Source organism: Photobacterium ganghwense (assembly GCF_017329545.1).
GTDB lineage: Bacteria > Pseudomonadota > Gammaproteobacteria > Enterobacterales > Vibrionaceae > Photobacterium > Photobacterium ganghwense.
Map to the genome: position 1 here is coordinate 618,514 of NZ_CP071325.1, position 19,141 is coordinate 637,654.

The window sequence follows — 19,141 nt, forward strand, 5'->3', positions numbered from 1 at the left end:
AGTTTAAAAACAGGGGGGCAGCTACTGGTTATTGTTTTTCCAGACGGGCAATCAGTGCGTCTTTCAGGCGCGTTTGCTCATCTGGGGTTAACTGCTCACCGTCCTGGTTTGTGACAATGAAAAAGTCTTCCGCGCGTTCACCTATGGTGGTGATTTTGGCCGCCTGCAGGCTGATCCCCTGACGGGCAAATTCGGAGCCGACCCGGGCCAGCAGTCCCGGCATGTCGAGGGCTACCAGTTCCATCAAGGTTTTCTTACCGGATTTGGTCGGCAGGAAATCAACCTGGGTCTTGACCGTAAAGTGGCGCAGCTTGTGCGGTGGCCGTTTGCGTTTACGCTCTGACTTCATGTGGGTCAGGGCGTTGATTAGCGACCGTCGCACTGCATTCTGGCGCACATCGCTCAGGGCCTCGCCGTTGTGGTCCAGTACCATAAAGGTATCCAACGCATAGCCGTCTTTGCTGGTCATGATCTGGGCATCGTGGACGCTGAGGTTTTTCTTATCGAGCTCGGCAACCACAATGGCAAACAGTTTGGCTTTGTCCTGGCAGTAGACGAACACTTCCGTGCCGCCACGGGTGGCTTTTTTGCTGACCAGAATCAGCGGCTTGTCCTGCTCTTCATGGGTCAGAATGGCTTCTGCGTGCCAGGCAATCTGCTTGTGGGTATGGCGCAGGAAATAATCGGCCTTGAAACGCTGCCACAGTACATCAATATCCCGCTGTGGGAATCCCTGACTGCGTAACAGGGCTGAGGCCATTTGTTGGTTGTGGCGGATGCGCTCGCGCATATCTGGCGGGTTTTCCAGCCCGCGCCGCAGGGCTTTCTGGGTGGAGTAGTACAGCTCGGCCAGCAGGGTTCGCTTCCAGCTGTTCCACAGCTCCTGGTTGGTGGCACAGATATCGGCTACGGTCAGGCAGATCAGGTTATCCAGCCGCTCTTCGTCGCGGACTTCTTTGGCAAACGCGGTGATCACTTCCGGATCATAAATATCCCGGCGCTGGGCGGTGACCGACATCAGCAGGTGCTGATTGACCAGCCATTTCACCAGATTGGCCTCCGGTTTGGACAGGCCGTGCAACAGGCAGAAATCGTAAGCATCTTCACCGCCTAGCTCGGAGTGATCACCGCCTCGTCCCTTGGCGATATCGTGGAAGATGGCCGCGAGCAGCAACAGCTCTTTTTTCGTCACTCGCGGATAAACCTCACAACAGATCGGATGCTGCTGGCGGTTTTCCGGGTTGCTGAACTTATACAGATTCTTCAGCAGCCGAATGGTGTGTTCATCCACGGTGTAGACGTGGAACAGGTCAAACTGCATCTGACCGACGATCTGGCTCCATTGCGGCAGATAGGTCGACAGCACGCCGTGCCGATGCATCAGCGGAAAAGCGCGATGCAGGCAGTTGGTCTGGCGGATCAGCTCCATGAATTTTTCCCGCGCCTCGGGAATATCGACCAGGAAGCGGTTGAGCCGCCGCCGCGCGGTGCGCAGCTGGCGCAGGGTCGGGGCGGCAATGCCTTCGATCTGCGAGTTGCGGGCAATGTGCAGGAACATATCCAGAATGGTTTCCGGCCGGGCCTGGAACAGCGCCGGTTTGGTTGCCTCAATGAGCGGCCCCCGTAGCTGGAAGTCATCATCCAGGATAATTGGCTCCGGCGCCGCTCCTTTGTTCAGGATGGCCTGATCAAACAATTGCAGCAGCATCTTGTTGAGTTCAGCCACCCGGCGCAGGGTGCGGTAGAAATCTTTCATCATCATTTCAACCGGCCGGTTACCCTCACCCTGGTAGCCGAGCAATTCAGCTACGGAAGCCTGATGGCCGAAGGTCAGCCGGTTGTCATAGCGGCGCAGCTCGACATGGAGCGCGAAGCGGATACGCCACAGGGCGTCCTGGCATTCGACCAGCTCGCGGTATTCGGCATCGGTCAGAAAGCCAAAACGGCTCATTTCCAGCAGGCTGGTGGCCCCGAAGTGGCGGCGTGCGACCCAGCTCAGGGTGTGAATATCGCGCAGGCCGCCCGGGCTGGATTTAATATCCGGCTCCAGGTTGTACGTGGTGTCGTGATACCGGGCATGCCGGGTACGTTGCTCTTCCAATTTGGCCTGATAAAACGGTTTGCTGGGCCAGAAATGCCCGTCGTTCAGGCGCTCTTCCAGATGCTGATAAGTGTCATGGTTACCACACAGCCAGCGTGATTCGAACAGGTTGGTAGCAACGGTCAGATCCTCGCGGCCAAACGAAATACATTCGTCGACAGTGCGCACGCTGTGGCCGACATCCAGCTTCAAATCCCACAATAAGGTGAGGAACGTACTGATGGTGTTGCCGGTGGCTTCATCAACCGGTTCTTCGCTCAGCAGCAGGATGTCGACGTCGGAGAGCGGGTGCAGTTCGCCGCGGCCATAGCCGCCAACCGCGATCAGGGCCAGGGTCGGGTGCTGATGCAGGTTAAAATGGTGCCAGAGCGATTCCAGCAGATTGTCGATATAGCGAGAGCGGGCTTCCACCAGAGCCGTCACCGGGACTCGGTCGATAAACTGGCTTTTCTGGTGAGCAGTAAACTGTTCCAGCGCCTGACGCAGGCGATCCGGGGTTTGCGTGTTGTCTTCTGGCAGTACGGAAGAGATTGGATCTGTCATTGCTGTCCGTGCAAAGTTGGAAGTCTTATCCATAACCCTATCATGACCGTGAGCAAACGCCCAGCCTGCTTTCTCACGGGATTGAGCATCAACACGGCGAAGATTCAGGCATAAAAAAAGCCGACGCAATGGTCGGCTTCAATTGGCTTAGGCGTTGTGCATCAGGCGAGGAATCGATTCTTCCTCGCGCAGGGTCAACACTTCGCAGCCGGTTTCGGTAACCAGCAGGGTGTGTTCCCACTGAGCCGACTTTTTACCGTCTACGGTGTAAACCGTCCAGCCGTCTTCGTCATCAACCAGGCAACCGAATTTACCGGCGTTGATCATTGGCTCGATGGTAAAGCACATACCGGCTTTCAGCACGGTACGGTCGTTGTTCTTGTAGTGAACAACCTGCGGCTCTTCATGGAACTCGTTACCGATGCCGTGGCCACAGAAATCTTTAACGATAGAGAAACGGCTGTTGCCGTTCTTCACGAATTTTTGGATAGCCGTACCGATTTCACCCAGCTTGGTACCCGGCTTCACTTTTTTCATGGCCAGGTACAGGCTTTCTTGCGCCACGCGGCACAGACGTTTGTCTTCCAGAGACACTTCGCCCACTTCGAACATCTTCGATGTGTCGCCGTGGTAGCCGTCTTTGATTACTGTGATATCGATATTGATAATATCGCCGTCTTTCAGTACCGCCGGTTTGTTGAACTTGTCGCTGACCGGCTCATCGTTTTCAGCCGGAATACCGTGACAAATCACGTGGTTGATAGAGGTACAGATAGACTTAGGGAAACCATGGTAGTTCAGAGGCGCAGGAATCGCACCTTGCTCTTTGGTGATGTACTCATGGCAGATACGGTCCAGCTCTGCGGTGGTCACACCTGGCTTGACATAAGGCTCGATCATTTCCAGCACTTCTGCCGCCAAACGGCCAGCAACGCGCATTTTTTCAATTTCTTCAGCCGTTTTGATCTTGATGCTCATTCGCTCTTCTCTGCAATGAAAATTTGCTCTCCCCTACATGGTAACAGTGAGGGCGCTGGATGGAAACCCGATTCACGGTTGTACCGCGGTCACGGCAATATTTAAACTGGATTTTAGTGGCGAAATTATGGTATAAAGCGCGCCGTAATTGGGTAATGTCATCTCGATGTTGTTGCTCACATTACACAAACACTTTTATTAATTACTCACACATATCGGCACGTCTTCCGGGGTGCCCAGCGACTTTTCGCGAAGTTGTAACGCACAGGCGTTAATCTGGGTCGGTAAGATGGGGTATGTGGACGCCTAACCCCATAGAGGAATATTCAATGGCAACTGTATCAATGCGCGACATGCTGAAGGCTGGTGTTCACTTCGGTCACCAAACTCGTTACTGGAACCCTAAGATGAAGCCATTCATCTTCGGTGCTCGTAACAAGGTGCACATCATCAACCTAGAAAAAACTGTACCAATGTTCAACGAAGCTCTGGCTGAAATCACTAAGATTGCTGGCCGTAAGGGTAAAGTTCTGTTTGTTGGTACTAAGCGCGCAGCCAGCGAATCAATCAAAGAAGCTGCAATCAGCTGTGACCAGTACTACGTAAACAACCGTTGGTTGGGTGGTATGCTGACTAACTGGAAAACAGTTCGTCAGTCAATCAAGCGTCTGAAAGATCTGGAAACTCAGTCTACTGACGGTACTTTCGACAAGCTGACCAAGAAAGAAGCGCTGATGCGTACTCGTGAAATGGAAAAGCTTGAGAAGTCTCTGGGCGGTATCAAGAACATGGGTGGTCTGCCTGACGCTCTGTTCGTAATCGGCGCTGATCACGAGCACATTGCAATCAAAGAAGCAAACAACCTGGGTATCCCAGTATTTGCAGTTGTAGATACTAACTCAAGCCCAGACGGTGTTGACTTCGTTATCCCAGGTAACGACGACGCAATCCGTTCTATCCAGCTTTACACTAACGCTGTAGCTGCTTCTGTAACTGAAGGTCGTAACCAAGACATCGTTGCACAAGCTGAGCAAGACGGTTTCGTAGAAGCTGAATAATAGCCGGCTCCTTTGAGCATCTTAAGTTACCTTGTGTAAACTAAGAATGGTTACCAGGGGCCGATCATGGCCCCTGATTTTTACACCAAGTATTCAAAACTGAGGATATAACAATGGCAACAGTTACAGCTGCCCTAGTTAAAGAACTGCGTGAGCGTACTGGCGCAGGCATGATGGAATGTAAAAAAGCGCTTGTTGAAGCGAACGCTGACATCGAGCTGGCGATCGAAAACATGCGTAAGAGCGGTGCTGCTAAAGCTGCTAAAAAAGCAGGTAACGTAGCCGCTGAAGGCGCAATCATCATCAAAGAAGGTGAAGGTGTAGCTGCACTTGTGGAAGTTAACTGCCAAACTGACTTCGTAGCGAAGGATGGTAACTTCCTGGCATTTGCAAACGAAGTAGCTGAAGCTGCTGTTGCAAACAAATCTGACGTTGCTGCTCTGCAAGCTGACTTCGAAGAGAAGCGTGTTGCTCTGGTTGCTAAAATCGGTGAAAACATCTCTATCCGTCGCGTAGAGTACATCCAAGGTGAAAGCATTGCTTCTTACCGTCACGGCGACCGCATCGGTGTTGTTGTTGCAGGTAACGGCGACGCTGAAACTCTGAAGCACATCGCAATGCACGTTGCTGCATCTCGTCCAGAATACGTAAACCCAGAAGACGTACCAGCTGACGTAGTTGCTAAAGAGCGCGAAGTTCAAGTTGAAATCGCGATCAACGAAGGCAAGCCTAAAGAAATCGCTGAGAAGATGGTTGAAGGCCGCATGAAGAAGTTCACTGGCGAAGTGTCTCTGACTGGCCAGCCATTCATCATGGAACCTAAGAAATCTGTTGGTGAAATCCTGAAAGAGAAAGGCGCAACTGTTTCTACTTTCGTCCGCCTGGAAGTGGGTGAAGGTATCGAGAAACAAGAAGGCCTGAGCTTTGCTGAAGAAGTAGCACTGGCGCAGAAAGGTTAATCTTTCGCGAATTGCTTAAAAAGAAGACCGTGGCCAAGGCTGCGGTCTTTTTACAACTCCATATCTCTATTTTGTAAGCCTGGAAGGTATCACTAATGACCACGAATCCTAAACCGACTTATCAACGAATTTTGCTTAAGCTGAGCGGTGAAGCACTGCAGGGCGAAGAAGGTTTTGGTATTGACGCACAAGTTCTTGACCGTATGGCTCAGGAAATTAAAGAACTGATTGAGCTGGGTGTGCAAGTTGGCCTGGTTATTGGCGGCGGTAACTTGTTCCGCGGTGCTGGCCTTGCAGAAGCAGGTATGAACCGAGTTGTAGGCGACCACATGGGCATGCTGGCAACAGTCATGAACGGCCTGGCAATGCGTGATGCGCTGCATCGTGCCTATGTGAACGCCAAAGTGATGTCAGCAATTCCTCTGAACGGTGTCTGTGACAATTACAACTGGGCTGATGCGATCAGCCAGCTGCGTCAAGGCCGTGTCGTGATTTTCTCTGCAGGTACGGGTAACCCATTCTTCACCACCGACTCTGCAGCGTGTCTGCGCGGTATTGAAATCGAAGCTGATGTTGTACTGAAAGCAACAAAAGTTGATGGCGTGTTCACAGATGATCCAGTTAAAAACCCAGATGCAGTGCTTTGTGATAAGCTTAGCTATCAAGATGTTCTTGAGAAAGAACTAAAAGTGATGGATCTGGCTGCATTTACCCTGGCTCGTGATCACGGCATGCCAATTCGTGTTTTCAACATGAACAAGCCTGGTGCTCTTCGCCGTGTGGTGATGGGCGAGCAGGAAGGCACGCTGATCAACAACCTGTAAGTTTCAATGGCAAGGTTGCGGCCTTGCCCTGTGGGAGCCAGACTCCCTCGTCAACCGAATTATTAAGGGTTTAAATCGTGATTGATGCAATTAAACAAGACGCTAAAGAGCGTATGGGCAAAAGCGTTGAAGCGCTTAAAAACCAACTGGCAAAAGTACGTACTGGCCGTGCCCACCCAAGTCTGCTGGACGGTATCCAGGTTGAGTACTACGGCTCAAACACGCCGCTGCGTCAGGTTGCGAACGTAATCGCTGAAGACTCACGTACGCTGGCAATTACTGTGTTTGACAAAGAGCTGACTCAGAAAGTTGAAAAAGCCATCATGATGTCTGACCTGGGTCTGAACCCAATGTCAGCAGGTACAGTTATTCGCGTTCCACTGCCACCGCTGACAGAAGAACGTCGCCGTGACCTGGTGAAAATCGTACGTGCTGAAGCAGAACAAGGCCGTGTTGCAATCCGTAACATCCGTCGTGACGCTAACGCAGACGTTAAAGGACTGCTGAAAGACAAAGAAATTTCAGAAGATGATGATCGTCGTGCACAAGACGACATTCAGAAGCTGACTGACGCAGCAGTGAAAGAAATCGATCTGATCCTGGAAACGAAAGAAAAAGAGCTGATGGAAGTTTAAGGCGCTCGCCTTTCCATTTGCTTGAAACTGATCTGAGCGCTGTGCGGGCAGCACAGCGCTTTTTTTTGAGGGAGATGTATGGCAGATCATACAATCGATACTGCACTTTGTGCTGAGAGCTTGCCAAAGCACGTCGCTATCATCATGGATGGTAACGGGCGGTGGGCAAAGGCCAAAGGAAAGCCTCGAGTGTTCGGCCACAAAGCTGGCGTGGAAGCCGTACGTAAGACTGTCTCGACTGCCAAACGCCTCGGCATCCAGGTGGTGACCCTGTTTGCGTTCAGTAGTGAAAACTGGCGACGTCCTGAAGACGAAGTCTCACTGCTGATGGAGCTTTTCATGACGGTGTTGGGCCGTGAAGTGAAGCGGCTGCACAAGAACAATATCCGCCTGCGTATTATTGGTGATACCTCTCGTTTCAGCCCTCGTTTACAGCGCAAGATTGCCGAAGCCGAAGTGCTGACCGAAGGCAATACCGGCATGATTCTGAATGTTGCTGCCAACTACGGAGGGCAGTGGGACATCATGCAGGCGACTCAGCGTTTATTACACAAGATGGCTGAGCAGGGACTGACAGCGTCCGATATTACGGAAGATATGCTGGCGAGCGAATTATCGACTGCCGGGCAGCCGGATGTTGACCTGTTGATCCGCACCAGTGGTGAGTGCCGGGTCAGTAACTTTATGTTATGGCAAACCGCTTACGCAGAAATGTATTTTTCTGAGCAGCATTGGCCGGACTTCGATGAAGCCAGTTTTGCAGATGCTGTTGCGTGGTTTGTAAACCGTGAGCGTCGCTTTGGCTGTACAGGTGAACAGATCCAGGCATTACTGGAACGTTAAATATTACAACGCAATAATTTGGAAGTATTTTTAGGCATCTGGTTAATGGTCATCAGACCCTGGATGCCTTTTTGCTGGTTACCAGGTATGGGAACCACGCGGCCAACAAACACAACTCAGGCCGACCGAATTACAAAAAGAATTGAGAGGACGCAGTTTGCTGAAGCAACGTATTATTACCGCCCTAATCCTCGCCCCTCTGGTAATCGCAGGAATCTTTCTTCTGCCTTTTCCTGCCTTTATAGCTGCGCTGGCAGTGATCACCTTGCTGGGGTTTTGGGAGTGGACACAATTTCTGGACACAAAATCTAAGTGGATGGCTATGTTGGTGCCGGTTGCGGCACTGGGGGGAACATTGGCCGCCATGCCGACAGAGCCGGCAGCCTTGGCTGCATTGGCATCATCGCATCAGTACATGCTGCTGGCTGGTGGTTTGTGGTGGTTGAGCGCATCAGCGTTAACGATCAGCTATCCGCGTAGTACAAAATTGTGGTCGACTTCCCCTTCTTTAAAATATCTGTTTGGCCTTTTGACCCTGCTCCCGTTTTTCTGGAGCGTTTTGATGCTTCGTGCGGTCCAGTACACAGACAATCCTTACCACGGTGCTAAGCTGGTGCTGCTAGTGTGTGTCTTGGTCTGGGCGGCGGATACCGGCGCGTATTTTTCCGGCAAACGCTTTGGTAAGCATAAGATGGCCCCGGCAGTCAGCCCGAATAAAACCATTGAAGGCCTGATTGGCGGTGCCTTGCTGGCGGTACTGGTAACCTGGGGCGGCGCGTTTGTGCTGGATATCCCGTTTGTCAGTGTTGGCAGCCTGCTGCTGATTGCTGTCGTGACTGTGATTGCCTCCGTGATGGGGGATTTGGTCGAAAGTATGTTTAAGCGCGTTTCCGGAATCAAAGACAGTGGCAATATCCTGCCTGGCCACGGTGGTATTCTGGACCGTATTGATAGCCTGACGGCTGCCCTTCCTGTATTCGCCCTGCTATACCTGTGGCTGGTGTAAAATAGCAGGTCCTTTCCGGCCGGTATCAGTAAGCGATATCTTGCTTGTTGCCGGCCGGAATGCCATGCTCCACTGGCCCGATGAAATTTGAACTGCTGTAAAGTGAGACTATGCGTAAGTTAACAATTCTTGGTGCAACCGGCTCAATTGGTAGCAGCACCCTGGCGGTTGCTGCTCAGAACCCTGATCTGTTTGACGTTGTGGCCCTGGCGGCCGGAACGAATACAGAGAAAATGTTTGAGCTTTGTCTGCAATGGCGACCGAAGTATGCCGCTATGGCTTGCGAAACGGCTGCACAAGAGCTGTCGGCACGATTAAAGCAGCATCAGATTACCACTGACGTGCTGGCCGGTGAGGCCGGTCTGTGTCAGGTGGCGGCGCTGGATGAAGTGGATACGGTGATGGCCGCGATTGTCGGTGCTGCCGGTCTGCTGCCGACCATGGCCGGGGTAAAAGCCGGTAAGCGAATTTTGCTGGCGAACAAAGAAGCGCTGGTCATGTCCGGCCAGATGTTTATTGATGCCTGCCGGGAGTATGGTGCGGAGTTATTGCCAGTCGACAGCGAGCACAATGCCATTTTCCAGAGCCTACCAGCTGAGGTACAGCGGGCAATGGGCTACTGCGATCTTGATGCCGCCGGGGTCAGTAAAATTTTGCTTACTGGGTCAGGCGGGCCGTTCCGTTACACCGACGTCAAAGATCTGGCTGCTGTAACACCGGAAATGGCAATCGCGCACCCGAACTGGTCCATGGGGCCAAAGATTTCTGTTGATTCTGCCACCATGATGAACAAAGGGCTGGAATACATTGAAGCCCGCTGGCTGTTCAATGCTCGGCGCGATCAGATGGATGTCATCATCCATCCGCAATCGGTGATTCACTCTATGGTGCAGTATAAAGACGGTTCCGTGCTGGCGCAGATGGGATTGCCGGATATGAAAACCCCGATTGCCTGTGCCATGTCCTATCCTGAAAGGGTAGATGCCGGAGTGGCACCCCTTGATTTCAGCCAGGTGGGCGAATTTACGTTCCTGAAACCGGATTTTGCCCGCTATCCGTGCCTCAAGCTGGCGATGGATGCCTGCTATACCGGTCAGGCTGCCACCACCACACTGAACGCCGCCAATGAAGAGGCGGTTGCCGCGTTCCTGGCGACACAGATCGGGTTTACTGATATAGCCCGTATCAACCGTCAGGTACTTGAACAAGCCGCCTTGCGCGAGCCAACTGACTTGGAAAGCGTGATTGAGCTAGATAGAATGGCTCGAGGCTTAGCGCAGGAAATCATTCGTAAGGTATCGTTATGATGGGAGTTTTGTGGAGTCTTGGAGCTTTTTTACTGGCTCTCGGGATACTGATTGCGGTTCATGAATTTGGTCACTTCTGGGTAGCGCGACGTTGCGGTGTTTACGTTGAGCGCTTCTCCATCGGCTTTGGCCGCCCGTTGTGGCGTAAGGTCGGTAAAGACGGCACCGAATATACCCTGGCGATGATTCCGCTGGGTGGGTACGTCAAAATGCTGGATGAGCGGGTCGAGGATGTTCCGGCAGACCGTCGCCATCAGGCATTTAATAATAAAAATTTGTGGCAGCGCAGCGCCATTGTCGCCGCTGGGCCACTGGCTAACTTTCTGTTTGCCGTGGTGGCTTACTGGGTCGTTTACCTGATTGGGGTACCGGCGGTACGCCCGGTGATTGGTGAAGTTGCGCCTCAGTCTATTGCGGCAAATGCCGGAATTACGAGCGGAATGGAACTTAAAACCATTTCGGGAATCAAAACCGCAGATTGGGAATCGGTTAATATGGCCATGATTTCCCATATCGGTGATAAAGAGATGGTGCTGACCGTCACCGCACCAGATGCCGACTACGAAGTTGAAAAGCGTCTGGATTTGCGTGGCTGGTCGTTTGATCCGGAAACCGAACGGGTACTGACGACACTTGGTATCACGCCTTATTCACCGAAAATAACCTTAACCATCTCACAACTTGTTGAAGATGGCGCAGCAATCGCGGCAGGTTTACGGTTAAATGACGAAATTATCGCGATTGATGGTCAGCCTGTTACGCAGTGGCAAGAAGTTGTGCAGGCGGTTCGCTCACACCCTGCTCAGGCCATGCAGCTTGATGTTAAACGTGACGGTGACGCTGTTACCCTGACGCTGGTGCCAGGCTCAAAGCAGGCCGACAACGGCGACATGATTGGTTATGCTGGCTTTGCCCCGAAAATTGAGCCTTGGCCAGAGTCGTACCGCATCAACCTGCAGTATGGACCGGTTGAAGCTGTCGGCAAAGCAGCAGAGAAAACCTGGCAGCTGGTTACCCTGACATTTGATATGGTAACTAAGCTGGTGACCGGGGATGTGGCAATTAAAAACCTCAGTGGCCCGATTTCGATCGCCAAAGGGGCGGGGATGACAGCGGACTACGGTCTGGTGTATTTCCTTGGCTTTCTGGCGCTGATCAGTGTCAACCTGGGGATAGTTAACCTGTTACCGCTACCGGTACTGGACGGAGGCCATCTGATGTTCTTCGCCATCGAAGCGGTAACCCGTCGTCCTGTTTCTGAACGAGTTCAGGATATAGGCTACAGAGTGGGATCAGCCATTTTGGTTGCGTTAATGGCGGTTGCGCTATTCAATGATTTTACCCGCCTTTAATAAGTGCGTTTAGCAAGGAATAATCAGAACACTAATGGCGATGAAAAAACTGTTGGTCGCATCGCTGCTGCTCGGAAGCAGCGTTGCGCAGAGTGCGGAACAATTTGTAGTAGAAGATATCCGCTTTGAAGGCCTTCAACGTGTCACGCTGGGTGCGGCGTTGCTGAAAATGCCCGTTCGGGTTGGCGACAATATTGATGACCGGGATGTATCAGAGATTATTCAGTCTTTGTTCGCGTCCGGTAACTTTGAAGATATTAAGGTATTCCGTGACGGCAATGCCCTATTGATTCAGGTACAGGAACGGCCGACCATTGCCAGCATCACGTTTTCTGGCAACAAGGCGATCAAAGAAGAGCAACTGCGCGAGAACCTGGACGCTTCACGCATCCGGGTAGGCGAGTCGTTGGATCGTACAACCCTGAGCAAGATCGAAAAAGGGCTGGAAGATTTCTACTACAGCGTCGGTAAGTACAACGCCTCGGTGAAGGCCGTTGTCACTCCGCTGCCACGTAACCGTGCAGACCTGAAATTCGTCTTTACCGAAGGGGTATCGGCGGAAATTCAGCAAATTAACTTTATCGGCAACGAAGTGTTCTCCGATGAAGAGCTGCTCGACAAGTTTAACCTGCAGGCCGAAGTGTCTTGGTGGAACTTCCTGGCGGACAAAAAGTACCAGAAACAGGTACTGGCCGGAGACCTGGAAACCCTGCGTTCCCTGTACCTCAATAACGGTTACCTGAAATACCGTCTGGATGCGACTCAGGTGGCGATCTCACCGGATAAGAAAGGGGTTTATATCACCCTGAAAATCGATGAAGGTGAGCAGTACAGCGTTAAGGATGTCCAGCTGCGCGGTGAGCTGTTGGGTAAACGTGGTGAGCTGGAGTCGCTGATCAACATTACCGGTGGTGATATCTACAACGGTGCTCAGGTTACAGCGCTGGAAGAGGCGTTGAAACGTAAACTGGGCGAGTTGGGCTATGCGTATCCGCAGGTTAACACCCTCCCTGATTTTGACGACGACAACAAACAGGTGTCGCTGATCATCAACGTTGAGCCGGGCAAACGAATCTACGTGCGGAATATTGCCTTCTCTGGCAATACCTCCACTAAAGATGAAGTACTGCGTCGCGAAATGCGTCAGATGGAAGGCAGTTGGTTGAACTCTCGCATGGTTGAACGCGGTAAAGAGCGTTTGAGCCGGACCGGTTTCTTTGAAACCGTGGATGTTCAGACCGTGCGTGTGCCGGGTACCGATGATCAGGTGGATGTCAAATACACCGTGAAAGAAGCCAATGCCGGTAACGTAAACTTCGGTATCGGTTACGGTACAGAATCTGGCATCAGCTTCCAGGCGGGTATCCAGCAGGACAACTTCCTGGGAACCGGTAACCGTTTCGGTATCAATGCAATGATGAACGACTACCAGAAGAACATCAGCATGGAATACCGTGACCCTTACTTTACCCTGGATGGTATCAGCCTGGGTGGTAAGGTGTACTACAACGAGTTTGAAGCGTCAGACGCGAACATCTCGGATTATACCAACCAGAGCTATGGTGCAAGCCTGACCTGGGGTTTCCCGTATGATGAACTCAACTTCTTCGAGTTTGGCCTGGGCTACGATCACAACAAGATCTCCAATACCCAGGAATACTACCAGATCGAGAAGTTCAAGCTGATCCACGGCTTCAACGTGGGTGATAACGTAATTGAACTGGATGATTTCAACTGGTCGGTGTCGTGGACCCGTAACAACCTGAACCGGGGTTACTTCCCGACGGCCGGTAACCATCAGCGTGCTTCGTTCCGGATGACGATTCCGGGGTCAGACGCCCAGTTCTTCAAAGCTCAGTATGATGTTCGTCAGTACTTCCCGCTGACGCAGGATCATGATTACAGTTTGTTGCTGCGTGGTCGCTTAGGTTATGGTAATGGCTATGGTACAACAGACAACGGTAGTGACCAGTTGCTGCCATTCTATGAGAACTACTATGCCGGTGGTTTCTCAACGCTGCGTGGCTTCCGTTCAAACACGGTAGGTCCGAAAGCGGTTTACCTGAACTACTCTGGCGGTAACAACCCTGAACTGATTGGTTCAGATGATGCTGCCGGTGGTAACGCCGTGGCGCTGGCCAGTATGGAACTGATTGTGCCGACGCCGTTTGCGTCGGATGAGGTACGTAACCAAATTCGTACCAGCTTCTTTATCGATGCTGGTTCGGTCTGGGACACGGAGTATGATTTGGATGACAGCGATGGCAAGTACATCCAGGATTACTCTGATCCGTCTCTGATTCGTGCGTCATATGGTGCCGCGTTACAGTGGATGTCACCAATGGGACCACTCGTTTTCTCAGTCGCTCGTCCGATTAAGAAATACGAAGGGGATGATGAAGAATTCTTTACCTTCACCATTGGCCGAACATTCTAAAATTTATGAGGAGATACCTTTTGAAACAGTGGATTAAAGCGGCAGGTCTGAGCCTGGTCATTCTGTCTTCATCAATGTACGCCCAGGCTGCTCAAGCGGCACAGAAAGTGGGTTATGTCGCAACGGGCCAGGCGATGGCTCAGTTGGCGAAGCGCTACAATGTGCCAGAGAAGCTGCGCAATGAGTTCAAAGATCGTATCGACGAGCTGCGTGGTATCGAAAACCGCATGAAGACGAAAGTCGACAAAATGAAGCGTGACGGTGAGCTAATGAGCGCAGCGGATCGTACTAAGCTGCAACGTGAAATGGCTTCGCTGGAATCAGACTACAAACTGAAAGCGAAAGCCCTGGCGGAAGACCAACGTCGCCGCGGTTCAGAAGAAGAGCAGAAACTGGTACAGAAAATCCGTCAGGCCATCCAGGACGTTGCTAAGCGTGAAGGGTATGACTTGGTGGTAGATGCAAACGCAGTACTGTATGCAAATCCGAAAGATGATCTGTCATCGAAAGTGATTTCTGCCGTTAAGTAAGGCTTGTGCCAAATCGGCAATAAAAGTCTGAACATAAGTCGAAAGGATGGGGATTACTTTGGTAAACTTCAGACTTTCGACTTGTTTTATATTGGAGTATTGCCAGTTTCACTGGTCTTACCAAATATCATGCTAGTCTGGCGATAGCCGGCAGTATGAAAGGGGATCGGTCTTGGCCGTACTGACAGAAGATAAAGATAACGATAGGTTAAGAATGGCTGCATTTACTCTTGCTGAATTAGCAGACAAACTGGGCGCAGAGCTTCGAGGGGAAGGTTCTGTTGAAGTACATTCGATTGCCAGCATGAGCAAGGCGGGCGAAGGACAAATTACGTTCCTTTCTGATAGCAAATACCGCAAGTTGCTTGCTGACTGCAATGCGTCTGCAGTAATGCTACGAGAAGGGGATGTAGAGCACTTTCAGGGCAATGCTCTGATTGTGAAAGACCCATATCTTAGCTACGCCCTGGTGGCTCAGTTGCTTGATTCAACACCAGCCGCAGCTACCGGCATTGAGGCTTCGGCTTATGTGGACCCGACAGCGGTCCTGGGCAAAGATGTGGCCATCGGCCATAACGCGGTGATTGAAGCCGGAGCCCAGATTGGCGATAACGTCCAAATCGGTGCCGGTTGTTTCATCGGCAAAAATGCCCGAATTGGTGCCGGCACTAAGCTGTGGGCGAATGTGACCATTTACCATGAAGTGGTACTGGGCGAGCAGTGCTTGGTGCAATCGAGCACCGTGATCGGGGCTGATGGTTTCGGCTATGCCAACGACAAAGGCGAGTGGGTGAAAATCCCGCAAGTGGGTACAGTGCGTATCGGTAACCGTGTGGAAATCGGTGCCTGTACAACCATTGACCGCGGCGCACTGGATGACACTATCATTGAAGACAATGTGATCATCGATAACCAGATGCAGATCGCCCACAATGTGCAGATCGGATATGGTACGGCCATGGCTGGTGGTACTATTGTCGCGGGCAGCACCAAAATTGGTAAATACTGTATCATTGGCGGTGCGTCTGTGCTCAACGGCCACATTGAAATTGCCGATGGCGTGACCATTACCGGTATGGGAATGGTGATGCGCAGTATTGAAGAGAAAGGCATGTTCTCTTCCGGCATCCCGCTGCAGCCAAACAAAGAGTGGCGTAAAACAGCAGCACGTGTCATGAAAATTGACGAGATGAATAAACGTCTTAAGTCAGTTGAAAAGAAATTGGCGGAAAAAGGCGAATAACGCCTGAGCCGTCATATATGATTTAAATGGCCTGCATGCGATATGCAGGCCAGTTTGCGTTTCAACTGAACGCCATTTTAAATTTTTATCAGACAGGAATTCAGTTTTGACTAGCGAAAATAAAACGCTGAATATCACCGAGATTCAAGAGCTACTTCCACACCGTTACCCGTTTCTGATGATTGATCGTGTAACTGATTACGAAGAAGGCAAAACACTGACCGCCATTAAAAATGTGTCGGTGAATGAGCCACAGTTTACCGGCCACTTTCCGAAACTGCCGGTATTCCCGGGTGTGATGATTCTGGAAGCTATGGCTCAGGCAACCGGCCTGCTGGCATTTAAGACCTTTGGCGCTCCTGCAGAAAACGAACTGTATTACTTTGCGAGCATCGATAATGCCAAGTTCCGTAAGCCGGTTGGCCCTGGTGATCAAATGATCATTGAAGTGGAATTCCTGAAAGAGCGTCGCGGTATTGCTATGTTTAACGGTGTAGCGAAAGTTGACGGCGAAGTCGTATGTTCAGCTGAACTGAAGTGTGCAAGACGAGAGTTTTAATGATCCACGAAACAGCACAAATCCACCCGTCTGCGGTCATTGAAGAAGGCGTTAAAATCGGCGCCAATGTTACTGTCGGTCCGTTCACTTACATCGCAAAAGATGTGGAGATTGGCGACGGTAATGAAATCATGTCGCATGTGGTCATCAAAGGGCCTACCAAGATCGGTAACGATAACCGTATCTTCCCATACGCCATCATTGGTGAAGAGTGCCAGGACAAGAAGTACAACGGTGAGCCAACGCGCCTGGAAATCGGTGACCGTAATGTGATCCGCGAAAGCGTGCAGATCCACCGTGGTACGGTTCAGGACAAAGGCGTTACGATTGTCGGCAACGACAACCTGCTGTGTGTGAATGCCCATATTGCCCATGACGTTGTGGTCGGTAACCATACCCACATCGGAAATAACTCCATTTTGGGCGGCCATGTCACGGTTGGCGACCACGCCGGTGTGATGGCACTGTCTGCGATTCACCCGTTCTGTACTGTGGGTGCTTACAGCTACGTGGGTGGTTGTTCGGCCGTTGTGCAGGACGTGCCACCTTATGTGCTGGCGCAGGGTAACCATGCCACACCGTTTGGCCTGAACCTGGTCGGTCTGCAGCGTAATGGGTTCGAAAAGCCGGAGCTGCATGCTCTGCGTCGTGCCTACAAAGAGATTTACCGCTCAGGTAAAACGCTGGCAGAAGTGAAGCCGGTTCTGGAAGAAATGGCAAAAGACTGGCCGTCAGTCGGCTTGTTCCTGGACATGTTGAATAACACAACACGCGGTATCATTCGCTGATGACGAAGCCACTTCGAATAGGAATTGTCGCCGGAGAAATCTCCGGCGATATTTTAGGTGCCGGTTTTATGAAAGCGGTCAGGGAGCAATACCCTGATGCGGAGTTTGTCGGCATTGCCGGTCCCCGTATGCAGGCCGAAGGCTGTGACACCCTGTTTGATATGGAAGAACTGGCCGTCATGGGGATTGTTGAAGTCCTGGGCCGACTGCCGCGCCTGTTCAAAATCAAGGCCGAGCTGGTTAAGTTCTTCACCGATAATCCTCCTGACGTGTTTGTCGGCATTGATGCTCCAGACTTCAACCTGCGCCTTGAGCGCGATTTGAAGCTGGCCGGCATTAAGACCGTACACTATGTCAGCCCGTCGGTCTGGGCGTGGCGCCAAAAGCGGATCTTCAAGATTGAAGCCGCCACGAATCTGGTGCTGGCTTTCCTGCCGTTTGAAAAAGCGTTCTACGATAAATTCAATGTCCCGTGCGAGTTTATCGGCCATACCATGGCCGATGCCATTCCGCTCGAAACCGATAAGGTCACGGCTCAGCATCTGCTGGAGCTGGACAGCAACAAACGCTGGCTGGCAGTGTTGCCGGGCAGCCGCGGCGGTGAAATGGAGCTGTTGGCAGCGCCGTTCATTGAAACCTGTCGGTTGCTGAAACAAACGCATCCTGAGCTGGGGTTTGTGGTCGCGCTGGTGAACCAGAAGCGCCGTGAGCAGTTCGAAAAAGCGTGGCAGGAAACGGCTCCTGAGCTGGATTTTGTCCTGGTCGACGATACTGCCCGTAACGTGATGATCGCCTCTGATGCCGTGCTGCTGGCATCCGGCACCGTAGCGCTCGAATGCATGCTGGTGAAGCGGCCGATGGTAGTCGGTTACAAAGTGAAACCGCTGACCGCCTGGCTGGCCAAACGCATGCTGAAAACCAAATATGTGTCGCTGCCTAATATTCTGGCGGATCGGGAGTTGGTACCGGAGTTGTTGCAGGATGACTGCACCCCGGAGAAACTGGCGGCGGAAGTTAACCGTTTTCTGGAGGCTGATAATCAGGCTCTGATGGAAGAATTTACCCGACTGCACCAGCTGATTCGTTGTAATGCCGACGACAAAGCGGCGGCAGCGGTACTGAAATTGCTGGAGAGCCAATAGGCGACCGGCTGAAAAGATCGAAAAGTAAAATGGCAACAGAATTTGAACCTTTTGAGTACCCGGCCGCGACACGTATCGCCGGGGTGGATGAAGTTGGTCGTGGCCCGTTGGTCGGCGCCGTGGTGACCGCCGCCGTGATTCTGGATCCCGCCAATCCCATTGCGGGATTAACGGATTCCAAAAAACTGTCGGAGAAAAAGCGCAATCTGCTGTTCGATGAGATCAAAGAAAAAGCGCTGGCTTGGTCACTGGGTCGCTGCGAGCCGGAAGAAATAGATCAGCTGAATATCCTGCAGGCGACCATGGTGGCGATGCAGCGTGCCGTAGCTGGTCTGGCTGTGCAGCCTGACTTTGTGCTGGTGGATGGCAACAAGGTGCCGCAACTGCCGATGCCGGCTCAGGCCGTGGTCAAAGGTGACCTGCGTGTGGCTGAAATCAGTGCCGCTTCTATTCTGGCCAAAGTGACCCGTGACCGGGAAATGGAAGTGCTGGATGCCGAGTATCCGCAGTATGGCTTTGCCAAACACAAGGGCTATCCAACCAAGGCACACTTTGAAGCGCTCGCCGAGCACGGGGCGATTGAGCAGCACCGCAAGAGCTTCAAACCGGTCAAACGTGCATTGGGGCTGGACTAGCACCTCATTGGCCTTAGCTGCCTTCAGGGTTACTGAAGGCGGTAAGGTTTCACCCGTGTTTAGGCGCTTACTGCGGTTCCCTTGCAGCTGCGTTTAAGTTCCAGCTGAGCTTAAGTTTCCGCAGTGTTTACGTTACCGCCCCGTTTAAGTGGTGGTGTTTTACGCAGGTGGCCAAGCACTAACGGCGTTGTCAACAGTGAT

The 19,141-nt window shown here is 51.9% G+C and carries 17 protein-coding genes; 15 read left to right on the top strand and 2 right to left on the bottom strand.

Going from position 1 to position 19,141, the window contains the following annotated elements; translation table 11 throughout:
• Positions 1-28: 28 nt before the first annotated feature.
• Together glnD and map are read right to left on the bottom strand one after the other, a co-directional pair.
• Positions 29-2,644 carry a bifunctional uridylyltransferase/uridylyl-removing protein GlnD gene (glnD, locus tag FH974_RS03060; RefSeq protein WP_047883223.1) on the bottom strand — a complete coding sequence of 872 codons (2,616 nt, stop codon included), beginning with the start codon at positions 2,642-2,644 and terminating at the stop codon, positions 29-31.
• Between the two features lie 147 nt (positions 2,645-2,791).
• The gene (gene map / locus FH974_RS03065) at positions 2,792-3,622 is read right to left on the bottom strand and encodes a type I methionyl aminopeptidase (protein WP_047883182.1); all 831 of its coding nucleotides are present in this window, start codon (positions 3,620-3,622) and stop codon (positions 2,792-2,794) included.
• 329 nt (positions 3,623-3,951) lie between these two features.
• Between map and rpsB the strand changes: the two genes are divergently transcribed.
• The 15 genes from rpsB to rnhB all read left to right on the top strand — a co-directional run bounded on the left by rpsB (position 3,952) and on the right by rnhB (position 18,940).
• Complete coding sequence (rpsB, locus tag FH974_RS03070; protein ID WP_047883181.1) at positions 3,952-4,680, top strand: 30S ribosomal protein S2; 729 nt, start codon at positions 3,952-3,954, stop codon at positions 4,678-4,680.
• 113 nt (positions 4,681-4,793) lie between these two features.
• Entirely contained in the window at positions 4,794-5,639 is an 846-nt protein-coding gene (gene tsf, locus FH974_RS03075) for a translation elongation factor Ts (RefSeq protein ID WP_047883180.1), read from the top strand.
• Between the two features lie 95 nt (positions 5,640-5,734).
• On the top strand, positions 5,735-6,463 hold the full coding sequence (gene pyrH / locus FH974_RS03080) for a UMP kinase (protein ID WP_047883179.1): 729 nt from the start codon (positions 5,735-5,737) through the stop codon (positions 6,461-6,463).
• Positions 6,464-6,540: 77 nt separating this feature from the next.
• The gene (gene frr, locus FH974_RS03085; RefSeq protein WP_047883178.1) at positions 6,541-7,098 is read left to right on the top strand and encodes a ribosome recycling factor; all 558 of its coding nucleotides are present in this window, start codon (positions 6,541-6,543) and stop codon (positions 7,096-7,098) included.
• Between the two features lie 78 nt (positions 7,099-7,176).
• On the top strand, positions 7,177-7,941 hold the full coding sequence (locus FH974_RS03090) for an isoprenyl transferase (RefSeq protein ID WP_047883177.1): 765 nt from the start codon (positions 7,177-7,179) through the stop codon (positions 7,939-7,941).
• 160 nt (positions 7,942-8,101) lie between these two features.
• Complete coding sequence (locus FH974_RS03095) at positions 8,102-8,947, top strand: phosphatidate cytidylyltransferase (RefSeq protein WP_047883222.1); 846 nt, start codon at positions 8,102-8,104, stop codon at positions 8,945-8,947.
• 110 nt (positions 8,948-9,057) lie between these two features.
• Positions 9,058-10,254 (top strand): 1-deoxy-D-xylulose-5-phosphate reductoisomerase, encoded by a 1,197-nt coding sequence (gene ispC, locus FH974_RS03100; RefSeq protein ID WP_047883176.1) that lies wholly within the window; start codon positions 9,058-9,060, stop codon positions 10,252-10,254.
• Complete coding sequence (gene rseP / locus FH974_RS03105) at positions 10,251-11,606, top strand: sigma E protease regulator RseP (protein WP_047883175.1); 1,356 nt, start codon at positions 10,251-10,253, stop codon at positions 11,604-11,606. The genes ispC and rseP overlap by 4 nt, the downstream gene beginning before the upstream one ends.
• A gap of 34 nt (positions 11,607-11,640) precedes the next feature.
• The gene (gene bamA / locus FH974_RS03110) at positions 11,641-14,043 is read left to right on the top strand and encodes an outer membrane protein assembly factor BamA (RefSeq protein WP_047883174.1); all 2,403 of its coding nucleotides are present in this window, start codon (positions 11,641-11,643) and stop codon (positions 14,041-14,043) included.
• 20 nt (positions 14,044-14,063) lie between these two features.
• Complete coding sequence (locus FH974_RS03115; RefSeq protein WP_047883173.1) at positions 14,064-14,573, top strand: OmpH family outer membrane protein; 510 nt, start codon at positions 14,064-14,066, stop codon at positions 14,571-14,573.
• 214 nt (positions 14,574-14,787) lie between these two features.
• Entirely contained in the window at positions 14,788-15,816 is a 1,029-nt protein-coding gene (lpxD, locus tag FH974_RS03120; protein ID WP_207103675.1) for a UDP-3-O-(3-hydroxymyristoyl)glucosamine N-acyltransferase, read from the top strand.
• A gap of 106 nt (positions 15,817-15,922) precedes the next feature.
• On the top strand, positions 15,923-16,375 hold the full coding sequence (gene fabZ, locus FH974_RS03125) for a 3-hydroxyacyl-ACP dehydratase FabZ (protein WP_047883171.1): 453 nt from the start codon (positions 15,923-15,925) through the stop codon (positions 16,373-16,375).
• The gene (lpxA, locus tag FH974_RS03130) at positions 16,375-17,163 is read left to right on the top strand and encodes an acyl-ACP--UDP-N-acetylglucosamine O-acyltransferase (RefSeq protein WP_047883170.1); all 789 of its coding nucleotides are present in this window, start codon (positions 16,375-16,377) and stop codon (positions 17,161-17,163) included. The genes fabZ and lpxA overlap by 1 nt, the downstream gene beginning before the upstream one ends.
• The gene (gene lpxB / locus FH974_RS03135; RefSeq protein ID WP_047883169.1) at positions 17,163-18,305 is read left to right on the top strand and encodes a lipid-A-disaccharide synthase; all 1,143 of its coding nucleotides are present in this window, start codon (positions 17,163-17,165) and stop codon (positions 18,303-18,305) included. Before lpxA ends, lpxB begins: the two co-directional genes overlap by 1 nt.
• Positions 18,306-18,334: 29 nt before the next feature.
• Positions 18,335-18,940, top strand: a complete 606-nt coding sequence (gene rnhB / locus FH974_RS03140; RefSeq protein WP_047883168.1) for a ribonuclease HII — start codon at positions 18,335-18,337, stop codon at positions 18,938-18,940.
• Positions 18,941-19,141: the final 201 nt, after the last annotated feature.